The 13576-nt window shown below is 61.0% G+C and carries 7 protein-coding genes; 2 read left to right on the top strand and 5 right to left on the bottom strand.

Annotation, left to right across the window (positions count from 1 at the left end; translation table 11 throughout):
• Nucleotides 1-28: 28 nt before the first annotated feature.
• Together AC1D3C_RS01370 and AC1D3C_RS01375 are read right to left on the bottom strand one after the other, a co-directional pair.
• Complete coding sequence (locus AC1D3C_RS01370) at nucleotides 29-1705, bottom strand: response regulator (RefSeq protein ID WP_477481598.1); 1677 nt, start codon at nucleotides 1703-1705, stop codon at nucleotides 29-31.
• A gap of 11 nt (nucleotides 1706-1716) precedes the next feature.
• Complete coding sequence (locus AC1D3C_RS01375) at nucleotides 1717-7941, bottom strand: HAMP domain-containing protein (RefSeq protein WP_477481981.1); 6225 nt, start codon at nucleotides 7939-7941, stop codon at nucleotides 1717-1719.
• 346 nt (nucleotides 7942-8287) lie between these two features.
• Here AC1D3C_RS01375 and AC1D3C_RS01380 point away from each other — a divergent pair, with 346 nt between their 5' ends.
• Both AC1D3C_RS01380 and AC1D3C_RS01385 read left to right on the top strand, forming a co-directional pair.
• Nucleotides 8288-9316, top strand: coding sequence for a four-carbon acid sugar kinase family protein (locus AC1D3C_RS01380; RefSeq protein WP_477481599.1), 1029 nt, complete (start codon nucleotides 8288-8290; stop codon nucleotides 9314-9316).
• A gap of 3 nt (nucleotides 9317-9319) precedes the next feature.
• Nucleotides 9320-10024, top strand: a complete 705-nt coding sequence (locus AC1D3C_RS01385; RefSeq protein ID WP_040125623.1) for a FadR/GntR family transcriptional regulator — start codon at nucleotides 9320-9322, stop codon at nucleotides 10022-10024.
• A gap of 46 nt (nucleotides 10025-10070) precedes the next feature.
• Here AC1D3C_RS01385 and AC1D3C_RS01390 read toward each other — a convergent pair whose 3' ends face one another.
• The 3 genes from AC1D3C_RS01390 to AC1D3C_RS01400 are packed head-to-tail and all read right to left on the bottom strand — an operon-like array spanning nucleotide 10071 to nucleotide 13337.
• A complete protein-coding gene (locus AC1D3C_RS01390; RefSeq protein WP_477481600.1) occupies nucleotides 10071-11189 on the bottom strand; it encodes an iron-containing alcohol dehydrogenase in 1119 nt (372 codons plus the stop codon).
• A gap of 10 nt (nucleotides 11190-11199) precedes the next feature.
• The gene (gene pdxA, locus AC1D3C_RS01395; protein WP_477481601.1) at nucleotides 11200-12147 is read right to left on the bottom strand and encodes a 4-hydroxythreonine-4-phosphate dehydrogenase PdxA; all 948 of its coding nucleotides are present in this window, start codon (nucleotides 12145-12147) and stop codon (nucleotides 11200-11202) included.
• Nucleotides 12147-13337 (bottom strand): sialidase family protein, encoded by a 1191-nt coding sequence (locus AC1D3C_RS01400; RefSeq protein ID WP_477481602.1) that lies wholly within the window; start codon nucleotides 13335-13337, stop codon nucleotides 12147-12149. Before AC1D3C_RS01400 ends, pdxA begins: the two co-directional genes overlap by 1 nt.
• Nucleotides 13338-13576 lie beyond the last annotated feature (239 nt).

A 13576-nucleotide genomic window follows, 5' to 3' on the forward strand; every position in this document is an offset into this window, starting at 1 on the left:
CGAAAAATCGCAGAGCCGGAAGGGGCGCTCAGGCGGCCGACGCCCGCTCGGCCACCGCGCGATGGACTGCCGTCTGAAGTTGCTCTTGAGTGAACGGTTTGGTCATGCGCAAGAGATCTGAAAGCCCGTGATCTTCGTGTAGTTCGACATATCCGGAGGCCAGGATCACCGGCAAGCCCGGATAGGACCCGATGATCAGGCGCGCGAGCTCCGCCCCGGTCATCCCGGGCATGGCATGGTCCGTGATGACGAGGTCGAACCTCCGGCCGGAGTTGAGGATTTCCAGTGCGGCAGCGGCCGAAGGCGCCTCCGTGGTGACATGGCCAAGATCTTCCAGCATGGCCGAGGTTCCCATGCTGACGAGCGCATCGTCATCGACCACAAGTACCGTCAGCGCATTCGGCATATTGGGAGCAGCATCCTGCGGTGCGGCCTCCGGCGATGGAGCCGTCCCACCAATATCTTCGGCGATCGGCAACCACAGGGACACGGTCGTCCCCTCTCCCTTGACACTCGACAGGTCCAGAATACCGCCCGACTGGGCCGCCAGACCATGTACCATGGAAAGGCCCAGACCGGTTCCCTTCCCAGGTCCCTTCGTCGTAAAAAAGGGCTCGGCCGCACGCGTCACCGTGGCTTCGTCCATGCCCTCTCCGGTGTCGGAAACCGAAATTCGCACGTAACGGCCGACGGTCAGGCTGCTGGCCCGCGTGACATCTTTTTCCTCTGCGGACACCACGATCGTGCCACCCCCGGTCATGGCATCCCGGGCGTTGACGAACAGGTTGAGGAGGGCAAGCTCGAGCTGATTGCTGTCGACCAGCAACTGCGGCAGCCGTGGCGGAATATCTTTCCTGATATCCACCCCAGGTCCGAGCGCCTTGCTCAGGAGGTCCTGAATGTTTTCGAAGAGCTCGGCGAAATCGACCGCGTGCGGCTTCAATTCCTGGCGGCGCGCGAATGCCAGCAATCGCTGGGTCAAAGCCGCGCCACGCTCGGCTGCCTGTATCGCATTGGCGACCAGCCGCTCGCTCTTCTCATCGGTGGGAAGTCGCTTCTTCAGGAGGTTCAGGCTTCCCAGCACCGCCATCAGCAGATTATTGAAGTCATGGGCGACGCCGCCGGTCAGCTGACCGATCGTGTCCAGCTTCTGCGCCTCGAACAGTTGAGCAATCGCCTCTTCCCGCTCGCGCGTCCTCTGGTCAATCCGTTCCTCGAGTTCTTCGTTAAGCTGACGCAATTGATTGGAGGAAGCTTCGAGCTCGGCGGTACGTTCGCGCACCCTGTCCTCGAGGTCAGCGTTCAACCGCTCAAGTTCCCTCGTCTTTCGGTACAAGTCGGCGAATACCCGCACCTTGGCCCGCAGAACTTCGGGAACGATGGGAACCGAGACATAATCGACCGCTCCGGCCGCATAACCGCGCAACCGGTCCGGTTCAGCCATCATGACGGCCGATACGAATATGATTGCCGTATGCTGGTAGCGGGGATGCTCCCGGATCATGCTGACGAGTTCGAAACCATCCTGCTCCGGCATGCAGACATCCACCAGAATGACGGCAATATCGTTGCGCAGGAGGTGCTCCAAAGCCTCTCGCCCCGACTGGGCCTTGATCAGATTTTCACCAAGCTCCTGGAGCACGACCTCGTAGCTTAGAAGTTTCGCCGGCTGATCGTCCACGAGAAGGATGTTGACAGGGTCCATGGCCATATCCCCTAGCGGTGCAACCACATGCGGAGCGCGGATAGCAGTTGTTCGGTATTGACCGGCTTTGCCAGATAATCAGACGCACCCGCTTCCAGGCACTTCTCGCGATCGCCTTTCATTGCTTTCGCGGTCAGCGCAAGGATCGGCAGGCGTCGGAATCTGGGATCCGAGCGGATCACCTGCGTCGTTTCGTAACCGTCCATTCCTGGCATCATGATGTCCATCAGAACGATGGCGATGGCCCGATCCTTCTGAATGACGTCGATGGCTTCGCTGCCTGTGGTCGCGGTCAGAACTCTCATTCCGCGACGTTCGAGAACACTGCTGAGTGCGAAGATATTGCGGGCGTCGTCATCCACCAGCAAAACGGTCTCTCCGATCAGATCCTCGTCGGAGCTGTGAAGTTCCTCGAGCATCGCTTGCTTGGCGGCCGGCATATCGGCCACGACCCTGTGGAGGAACAGGGCAGTCTCGTCCAGGAGACGCTCAGGCGACTCTACACCCTTCACCACGACGCTGCGCGCCATGGTGTGTAGCCGGGCGTCCTCCTCGGGCGAGAGCTCGCGTCCCGTGAAGACCACGACCGGAACCTCGGCAATGTCATCGTCGTCACGGATCTTTTCGAGAACTTCGAAACCGGACATATCAGGCAGAGTAAGATCGAGAACGACGCAGTCGGCCGGATCCTCTTTAAGTGCGGCGAGCGCCTCGGCACCCGAGCCGACACTTTCGATGTCGATATCGTCATGGCTGAGCAGAGCGGTCACGCTCAGCCGCTCAGCCTCGCTGTCTTCAACAAGAAGAAGCCGCTTGCGGCGCGGCTCCGCATAATTCTTCAGCCGCAGGAATGCTTTACCGAGACTGTCGGTCGTGGTCGGCTTGCTCATGAATGCGAAGGCGCCGCGTGTGAGGCCATGTTGACGGTCCTCATCAAGGCTGATGATCTGAACGGGAATATGCCGCGTCGCCGCGCTCTGCTTGAGTTGGCTCAGCACCGTCCAGCCGAGCATGTCCGGCAGGAAAATGTCGAGGGATATCGCGGCAGGTTTGTATTCCTGCGCCAAATTCAGCGCTTCGCCACCGCGCGTCGCCACCAGCACCTTGAACCCGCTGTCATGGGCCAGATCGACAAGGACGCGGGCATAATGCGGATCGTCCTCGACGATCAGCAGAACCGCATCCCCGGGCTGTATTTCGCCACGATCGTCTTCGACCTGTTCCGCGGGCTTGTCGGCGCGACGTGCGGCAGCAGCCTCTGCGAGCTGCACGACATTGCTGTGGGCCGGCAGGGCCTTAGAAGCGGGGGAAGCGCCCACATATGTCAGCGGCAAATAGAGCACGAACGTGCTGCCGACGCCGGGCGTGCTGCGCAGCTGGATTTCGCCGCCAAGAAGGTTCGCGAGTTCACGGCTGATCGCAAGGCCCAGCCCGGTGCCGCCGTACTTCCGGCTGGTCGACGCGTCAGCCTGCTGGAAAGCCTCGAATATGATGCGCTGCTTTTCGGGCGGTATGCCGATCCCGGTATCGGTGACCTCGAAGGCGATCACCGATGGCGCATGTTTGAGAGACGAATGATCCAGCGACCAGCCTTCGGTCACCGGAGCGACTTTCAGCGTGACGCCGCCTTGCGCGGTGAACTTGAAGGCGTTGGACAACAGGTTCTTGAGGATCTGCTGCAACCGCTTGGAGTCGGTAATGATGCTTCTCGGCACGTCCTCGCCAATCTCGACCATGTAGCTGAGATCGCGATTTTCCGCCTCATGCCTGAACGGCCGCGACATCATCTCCAGCAGGTTGGTGATGAATATCTCTTCGGCATCGACCGACACGGTCCCCGACTCGATTTTGGAGAGATCGAGAATATCACTGATCAGGTTGAGGAGATCGGTGCCAGCCCCGTGGATCGTCTTTGCGAACTCCACCTGCTTGCCGGAGAGGTTGCCGTCGGGGTTTTCTCCGAGCTGCTGGCCGAGGATAAGGATCGAGTTCAGCGGCGTGCGCAGCTCGTGCGACATGTTGGCGAGGAACTCGGACTTGTATTTCGACGTCAGCGCCAGCTCGGTTGCTTTCTCTTCCAGCGCGCGGCGAGCCTGCTCGATTTCCTGGTTCTTCGCCTCGACCTCGACATTTCGTTCTTCGAGCTGCTGCGCCTTTTGCTCAAGCTGCTCGTTGGTCTGCTGCAACTCCCTCTGCTGCGTCTGAAGTTCTGTCGCAAGCTGTTGCGATTGCTTGAGCAGGCCTTCCGTCTGCATCGTCGCCTCGATCGAGTTGAGCACGATGCCGATCGAGGTCGTCAGCTGGTCCAGGAAGGAAAGCTGCAACTCGGTAAATTCGCCGGCCGACGCAAGCTCGATCACCGCCTTGACCTGCCCTTCAAAGTGAACCGGCAGAACGATGGCGCTCTTGGGAAGGGTCGAGAAAACGCCAGAGCTGATGGGAACGACATTGTCGGGAAGATTGGTAACCAGAATGCGCCGGGCATCTATGGCGCACTGCCCCACAAGCCCCTGGCCGAACGCCAGACGCCGCGGATGTGCCGCACCGACCCCGTCCGCGTAACTTGACAGCAGAGACAGGGTTGGCTGGTGATCCTCAGCGTCCACCTGATAGATAACGCCTTGATGTGCCCCGACGAGAGGCGCGAGTTCCGAAAGCAGCATTTTCCCGACCAGCGTCAGGTCGCGCTGCCCCTGGAGCATGTTCGTGAACCTCGCCAGGTTCGTCTTCAGCCAGTCCTGTTCGGTATTCTGCTCCGTCGTCAGGCGCAGGTTGCCGATCATCGTATTGATGTTGTCCTTGAGCTCGGCGACTTCACCGCGCGCTTCCACCTGGATCGACCGCGTCAGGTCTCCCTTGGTGACGGCCGTCGCGACTTCCGCGATAGCTCGGACCTGGGTGGTCAGGTTTGCCGCCAGCAGGTTGACGTTACCGGTCAGGTCTTTCCACGTGCCGGCGGTGCCCGGCACGTTCGCCTGGCCGCCGAGGCGGCCTTCGACGCCCACTTCTCTGGCAACCGTGGTGACCTGGTCGGCGAAGGTCGCGAGCGTATTGGTCATGTTGTTGATGGTTTCGGCAAGTGCGGCGACCTCACCCTTGGAGGCGACAGTGAGGTTCTGCTTGAGATCCCCGTTGGCAACCGCCGTCACCACCTTGACGATGCCGCGTACCTGTTCGGTCAGGTTGGCGGCCATGACGTTGACCGTGTCGGTCAAGTCTTTCCACGTCCCGGCCACGCCCGGCACCTGCGCCTGCCCGCCGAGCTTGCCCTCGGTGCCGACTTCGCGCGCCACGCGGGTGACTTCGCCCGCAAAGGCGTTGAGCTGATCGACCATCGTGTTGATGGTATTCTTCAGTTCGAGAATTTCGCCCTTCACGTCGACGGTGATCTTGCGCGACAGGTCGCCTCGCGCAACGGCGGTCGTGACTTCGGCTATATTGCGGACCTGCGTGGTGAGATTGGCGGCAAGCAGGTTGACGTTGTCGGTCAGGTCTTTCCATGTTCCCGCGACGCCCGGCACCACCGCCTGGCCGCCAAGACGGCCGTCAGTGCCGACCTCGCGCGCCACGCGCGTCACTTCGCCGGCGAACGACCGCAGCTGGTCGACCATCGTGTTGAGCGTGTCCTTCAACAGCAGGATTTCACCGCGAACGTCGACGGTGATCTTGCGCGACAAGTCGCCATTGGCGATCGCGGTGGCGACCTCGGCGATATTGCGCACCTGGGCCGTCAGGTTGCCAGCCATCGAGTTCACCGAATCCGTCAGGTCCTTCCAGGTGCCCGCGACGCCCGAGACCTGCGCCTGGCCGCCGAGCTTGCCTTCGGTGCCCACCTCGCGAGCGACGCGCGTCACTTCCCCGGCGAAGGCGTTGAGCTGGTCCACCATCGTGTTGATGGTGTTTTTCAGTTCCAGGATTTCGCCTTTCACGTCGACCGTGATCTTGCGCGACAGATCTCCTCTTGCGACCGCAGTCGTCACTTCCGCGATGTTTCGCACCTGACCGGTGAGGTTGGAGGCCATCGAGTTGACGTTCTCGGTCAGATCCTTCCAGGTGCCGGCAACGCCCGGTACCTGGGCTTGGCCGCCGAGCTTGCCTTCGGTACCCACTTCGCGCGCCACACGGGTCACTTCAGAGGCGAACCGGTTGAGCTGGTCCACCATCGTATTGAGGGTTTCCTTCAGCTGAAGGATTTCCCCCTTCACGTCGACGGTGATCTTGCGCGAAAGGTCGCCGTTGGCGATCGCGGTCGAGACCTCGGCGATGTTGCGGACCTGAGCCGTCAGGTTGCCGGCCATCGAGTTCACCGAATCGGTCAAATCCTTCCACGTTCCGGCAACACCCAGAACGTTCGCCTGGCCCCCGAGCCGCCCTTCAGTCCCGACCTCTCGGGCGACACGCGTCACCTCTCCGGCAAAGCCGTTGAGCTGGTCCACCATCGTGTTGATGGTCTCCTTGAGCTCCAGAATTTCACCCGACACCGTCACGGTAATCTTCTTCGACAGGTCGCCCTGGGCCACGGCGGTCGCAACTTCAGCGATGTTGCGCACCTGGCCGGTGAGGTTGGAAGCCATCGAATTGACCGAGTCGGTCAGATCCTTCCAGGTTCCGGCGACACCGCGCACATTCGCCTGTCCGCCAAGCCGGCCTTCGGTCCCCACTTCGCGCGCCACGCGCGTCACTTCGGATGCAAACGCGTTGAGCTGGTCGACCATGGTGTTGATGGTCTCCTTCAGCTCCAGGATTTCACCCTTCACGTCGACGGTGATCTTCTTCGACAAGTCGCCATTGGCGATTGCCGTGGAGACCTCGGCAATGTTGCGGACCTGTGCCGTCAGGTTCCCGGCCATGGAGTTGACGTTCTCCGTCAGGTCCTTCCAGGTGCCGGCGACACCGCGGACGTTTGCCTGCCCGCCGAGCCGTCCTTCCGTTCCCACTTCGCGGGCGACGCGCGTCACCTCCGAGGCGAAGGCATTCAGCTGATCGACCATCGTGTTGATGGTTTCCTTGAGTTCCAGGATTTCACCCGAAACCGTGACCGTGATCTTTTTCGACAAGTCGCCATTGGCGATTGCAGTCGACACTTCGGCGATGTTTCGCACCTGGGCCGTAAGATTGGAGGCCATGGAATTGACGTTGTCGGTCAAGTCTTTCCAGGTCCCGGCAACGCCCGGCACCTGAGCCTGGCCGCCCAGTCGGCCCTCGGTGCCGACTTCGCGGGCAACACGCGTCACCTCGCCGGCAAAGCCGTTGAGCTGGTCGACCATCGTATTGATGGTTTCCTTCAGTTCGAGGATTTCGCCGGACACATCGACGGTGATCTTTCGGGAGAGGTCGCCGCGGGCGACGGCGGTCGTCACCTGGGCGATATTTCGCACCTGCGCCGTCAGGTTACCGCACATTGCGTTGACCGAGTCGGTCAAATCCTTCCACGTGCCCGCAACGCCCGGCACAAGAGCCTGGCCACCCAGCTTTCCTTCCGTGCCGACCTCTCGGGCAACGCGCGTCACTTCCGACGCGAAGGAGCGGAGCTGGTCCACCATCGTGTTGATGGCTTCCTTCAGCTGCAGGATTTCGCCGCGAACATCGACGGTGATCTTTTTGGAAAGATCGCCGTTGGCGACTGCAATCGTGACGTCTGCGATATTGCGGACCTGAGCGGTCAGGTTCGAAGCCATCGAGTTGACGCTCTCGGTCAGGTCTTTCCACACGCCGGTGACTTCCGGAACCTGAGCCTGCCCACCCAATTTGCCATCCGTGCCGACCTCGCGGGCGACACGCGTCACTTCGGATGTGAACACGCTCAGCTGCTTGATCATCGTGTTGACGATCTCGGCTGAACGCAGGAATTCCCCTTTCAGCGGTCGCCCATCGACGTCAAGCGGAACCGTCTGCAGCAGGTCGCCTTTGGCGACCGCCGTGATCGTCCGAGTAACCGCCGTCGTCGGCCACAGCAGATCGTCGATCAGGGTATTGATCGACCCTTCCATGTCTGCCCAGGCTCCGTCGGAAAGCCCAAATCTGACCCGCGTGCTGGTGCGCCCATCCCGCCCGACCACCTGGCCGACATTTTCAAGCTGAGCGGCCATTTTCTGGTTGGCGGCGATGATATCGTTTAATGTATCTGCGATTTTTCCGGTGACACCGGTCATATCGGACCGCATCCGGACCGAAAAATCTCCTCGTCTCATCGCCAGGAGAGCTTCAAGCAGGGCGCGGGCATCTTCGTCCGCCATCACCGCGACATTCACGTCTGAAAGGTCGCTCGAATCCACGCCACTGCGCTGAACGTCATTGCCCTGTCTAGCCACCGAAGCCCCCTGCCTTAGAGTGCCATTTTAATCTAGCGCAGGATTTCAAAAAGACTACTGGCCGGGCGCACTCCACCTCCCGCGTCAGACAAGCAAATTCCGCTCGGCTTAGGGACGCTAATTGCGGCAAGTGAAGGCCCGGAAAAATACGGCCCGGCCGGTCGATCCGGCACACGAGCCCCGGCTTAATTTGTCAAATACTGCAGTTATACGATTGACAATACGAGCATATTTCGCTCAAAAAAGATAACAACAGATCATGTGGTCTAATATGCTGGTTATTCTCGCCGACGACCTGACTGGCGCGCTTGATTGCGCAGCGCCGTTTGCCGGCAGGGGTTTGCATACTGAAATCGCGCTGAGCGCCGAGGCTATCGAGTGGGCCTTGCAAATGAGGCCCGCGGTTCTTTCAATCAACCTGGGATCTCGTGAAGTCGGGGCGGAGGCTGCGCGGCAGGCGACTGCGGCGGCCCTGTCGTCCCTGCCATCGGACATCGTTCTGTTCAAGAAGATCGATTCCCGCCTCAAGGGCAATATCGCCGCCGAGCTTGACGTCACGCCTTTTCACCTGGCGCTGGTCGCTCCGGCGATACCCGATTTCGGGCGGAATGTCCGAACCGGACATGTCGAAGGTTTCGGCCTGGACAAGCCGCTGAATGTCGCCGATGCGCTTGGCGTTCATGCCGAACGGGCCATCATTCCCGATACCCTTTCGCAGGAAGACATGTCCGCGGCTCTGGCAATTGGCCGCGAGGCCGGGACCGATCTTTTTGTCGGCGCCAGGGGTCTCGCCGAGGCGCTGGCATGTCATATGACCGGCCGTCAGACCGCCGAACCGGCCCTCCCCAAACCGGGCCCCGCCCTTTTTGTCATCGGCTCGAGAGATCCAATCACTCTGGCGCAAGTCGAGGAACTGCGGCAGGCGGTCGTGCTTGACTATATTGCCGCGCCGAACGGACGCCCGGAGAAGATCGCGCCGCCCCAGCATTGCGTGACGCTGGTTCAGGCCACGCCGGCTGGAAAGGACGATCCGCCGCTTCTGGTATCGGACAGGATGGCGGCCGGCATAGTCCCAGACATGACGGCGCCGGCCGCCACTCTGCTTCTGTCGGGCGGGGCGACTGCCGAGGCTGTCCTGAAGGCAATGAATGTCTCGAGATTCCAGCTTCTCGGCGAATGTCTGCCGGGCCTTGGCTTGGCTTATATCGATGGCCAATGCATCATCGCCAAATCCGGCGGATTCGGCACGCCGGGCACATTGTGCGAGATAGCAAGAATAGCCATGGGCGAGAAGGGTTGAACGATGGGGCTTGAGAGCGGTACTGCCCGCAAGGGCCTTCCCGATATCGTCTTTGAGCGGATGTTGCGCGCGATCAAGTCGGGAGCATACAAGCCGGATGAACGGTTGCCGACCGAACACGAGCTAGCCAACGAATTCGAAGTGTCGCGACCGGTGATCCGGGAAGCGCTGAGACGGTTGCGCGAGCAGGGACTGATCTATTCGAGGCGCGGTGCCGGCAGCTTCGTGCGTGCGCTCGGCCTGCGTGAACCGCTCGGATTCGGCCAGCTGGAAAACGTCGCCGATCTCCTCAACTGTTATGAATTTCGCATGACGCTTGAGCCGGCGGCCGCGGCTGCGGCGGCAGTGCGTCACGACAAGGAGAGCCTGGCGGCGATAAAGCGGGCCTTGGAATTGCTGCGCGATGCCACGAACCGCCAGGCCCATCGTGAAGATGCCGACTACCAGTTCCATCTGGCCATCGCCCGTGCGGCTCAGAACAACTACTTCTCGACGGCGATGGAAGCCCTGAAAGATCACATTGCAGTGGGGATGAAATTCCACGGCGCCTCCGTGAAAAGAGAAGCCACCGGACTCGCGAAAGTGTTCGGCGAGCACGAGGCAATCGCCGATGCGATCACTCGCGGTGACCAGGAAGCATCGCGGCAACTGATGCTGGACCACTTGAAAGGTTCACGCGAGCGACTGTTTCAGTCCTCGCACCGGTGAAACCTCTAGATGTCATCCGGCAGCCTACAGCCGGATGACCGTCATTTCAAAACGCCGCCTCATAGATACCCAGCACATCCTGGACACTCATTTCGGCCGGGTTGTTATCCATCAGCCGGCGGATGGCATGTGCCTCCGAAGCGTAGAGGGAAAGTTCCTCCTGCCTGGCGCCATGAGCCGCCAGCGACATCTGGATGCCAAGCCCTCCGCAGAAATCGTAGGCTGAAGAGCGCAATTCGTCCGAGGAGAGGTGATCGCCAAGGCCCAATGCTGCAGCCACTTCCGCGGTCTTTGCAGCAACGACCGGCTGATTGAAAGCCAGGACATGCGGGAAAACGATGGCATTCGCCAGGCCGTGCGGCAGGTTGAGACGCGTGCCCAGCGGATAGGCGATCGCGTGGCCGGCCGCGGTATTGACCGGGCCGAGGCAAATGCCGCCGTAATAGGAAGCAAGCATCAGCCCTTCGCGGGCCTCCGTATCGTGCCCGTCCTTCACCGCCCGCGCCAGGTACCGGCCGACCAGCCCAAAACCCATGCGGGCAAAGCCGTCGATCATCGGATGGGCACGGCGGTTGGTGAAGGCCTCGACGCAATGCGCCATGGCATCGACACCCGTAGCAGCCGTCACAGCCGGAGGCACCGAATAGGTCAATTCAGGATCGAGCACCGCGAAATCCGCGATCATGTGCGGGCTCTCCACCGCGATCTTGGTCCGCTTGACCGGATCGGTGATGAGCGAGCGGATACCCGCCTCCGAGCCGGTACCCGCGGTGGTCGCGACCTGGACAAGCCGCGTGCGGCGACCGGCGACGCGATTGGGACCGGCAACGTCCTCAAGCGTCTGCTCGGAATCCCACAGCGCAGCAACCAGCTTGGCGACATCCAATACCGATCCACCACCAAGTCCGACGATCATTTGCGGGCGGGCCTTTCGGGCAGCCTCCAGCGCAGCATCCAGCGTTGCGGTATCCGGCTCGCCTGGAATGGCGTCGAATACCGAAAATCGGCCGGGCAACTGCAGACGGTCGGCAAAACCAGCCGTAATCGGCGTGGCAATGACCAGGGTCGAGACGACGTCGCCGGCCCAGACGCCAACCTGGCTGATCGTGCCGGCACCGACGGCGAGGCGTAGCGGCTGGTGGAGTGTGATGGGTGCAATGGCCATGACGCGTTCCTTACCGGACCCCCGCCACGAGCTTGCGCGCGTAGGCGATGGCAGAATTCATGTTGCCGTGATTGGCGATCCCCTTGCCGGCGATATCGAACGCGGTGCCGTGATCGACGGAGGTGCGATCGATCGGCAGATCGACGGAGACGTTGACGGCCGTATCGAAGGCCACGAGCTTGATCGGGATATGGCCCTGATCGTGATACTGCGCGACGACCAGATCGAAGGCGCCGGAATAGGCGCGGTGGAAAACCGTATCGGCGGAGATCGGACCGTGAACCTCGATGCCTTCGGCGCGGGCGGCCGCAACGGCCGGCGCGATCTGATCGTCATCTTCCGTGCCGAAGAGGCCGTTTTCGCCGCAATGGGGATTGATGCCGGCAACCGCAATGCGCGGACGTTCATAACCGATGCGCTTCAGATGCGCGTCGCCGGCGCGGATCGTCGCCAGAACCCGTTCCGTTGTGGCACGCCGGATGGCCTCCTGCAGAGAAACATGCGTGGAGACATGGATCACCTTCAGACGATCGGACGCCAGCAGCATGTATGCCGCTGCCGAACCGGTGAGGCTGCGCAACATGCCAGTGTGGCCATCGTAATGATGACCTGCAAGGTTGAGCGCTTCCTTGTTGATCGGCGCGGTGACGATGCAGCCGATCGAACCGGCCTCGGCATCGCGTACGGCGCGCTCGATGAAGCGGAACGCCGCGTCGCCGGCGACCGCCGACAACTGCCCCCACGGCAGAGGCGCTCCCTCCACCGGAAGGTCGACGACATAAGGGGTGAGATCGATCGTGACCCCCACCGCGTCACGAGCCGCCTCCAGCGTCGCAAGATTGCCATAGACCCGCGTTGCGGACCGATCGGCGTCGGACATCTCGGCCAGCGCCTTGACCGTTACTTCCGGACCGACGCCACAGGGGTCTCCCATGGTGATGCCAATGATATTGCTCATCAAATTCTCCCGTCAGTCGCGTCTACCCAGCCCGAAGCCAGGCTCACGTATTTGATTGCCCGCCTGTGGTAGGTATAGGCGATGTGCAGTGTCCCGTCCGGCGCTTCCAGCAGCCACGGATAGGACATTTCCTTGTTGCGGCCATCGGTGGAATCGTTGGACAGGCAGGTACCCGGCCCGTCTTCGATCAGGATACGGACTGGAAAACTTAACCCGCCATCATCCGAAATACAGACACAGACCGGCGCGCGGGGCACGCCCCACACGGGCAAGCAACCACCTGTGGGATCCGCATCCGGCCTTTCGTCGCTTTCGCCGAGTTCGTCGTAAAGCGAAGCCCGCCGATCACCGGACTGAGCCGCGCTTACCGGGTTGCAGATCATCGCAAGCCGACCGTCCTTCAACAGGATAACAGCGATCGAGGAATTGTTGTTCGGCACATCCGTTGCCTCCGGCGCCGACCAGGATCGGCCGCCATCGGCGCTTTCGCTCCGGTAGACGAAATCCGCCTGCCTCCGGCGGAAAAACGCCGCATGGCCGCCTGCCGGCAAGGCGACGGGACTCATATGGACGCAGCCGGTCGATTGCGGCAATTCTTCGAGGCGCCAGGTTTTCCCGGCATCTGTCGATATCCCGACCGCCGCCGTATCATGGCTTCCGTTCCACTTCTGGCCCGGTCGCTGAACGCAACGGAAGATCGGCAGAAGCCATGCGCCGTCATCTCGCACCGTCAGCGGAGCCCGGATAAAACATCCTTTCGGCAGATCGAGATAACCGCCGGCTTCCGCTGTCAGTCTTGTCGTATCGCTTTGATCTCGCCGGATTTCAGCCATGCGGATACGGCATTCGTCCTGGTTACCGGAAGGCTGTGAAGTATGGAAAAGCCAGAGCCGGCCATCGGGCGCGCTAAACAGAACCGGGTTCTGCTCGGAATGGGCGTCATCGAAGCTCAGCCTCTGCGGCAGACCCCAGACGTCCGAGCCCGGCACGAGAACGGACGCGAAAATGGATATGTCGGACTTGCCTTCCAGCGAGCCACCGAACCAGGCGCAGATCAACGCACCGTCGGCCAGGAGATGTAGGAAGCTTGCATGGTTCTGCACCATGGGGGAAGGCAGGAAGGCTTCGTGCCTGCCGGCGGTCATCCGTACCTTGCCAGTCATCGCTGACGCTATTTCATCAGGGCTCATAAAGCTCTCCTCTAAGCCCCGAGAATTACCAGAAACACAAAGTTGTCAAGTTTTATAAAATACACCAGCCCTAACTTCTGGAGACTTGCAGAGCATTAACATGCTGTAAAATAACAATAATTTTACGCGCAAATTTTCCTCAAAAAATAACATCGCAAAACAATTTGACAAACTGTGCGCGACAGAACATGGTTTGGGGGAGAATAGCACAGGAGGAGTAGGCGATCGCGGTGCAGCGA

Source organism: Neorhizobium sp. P1_A6, assembly GCF_056406795.1.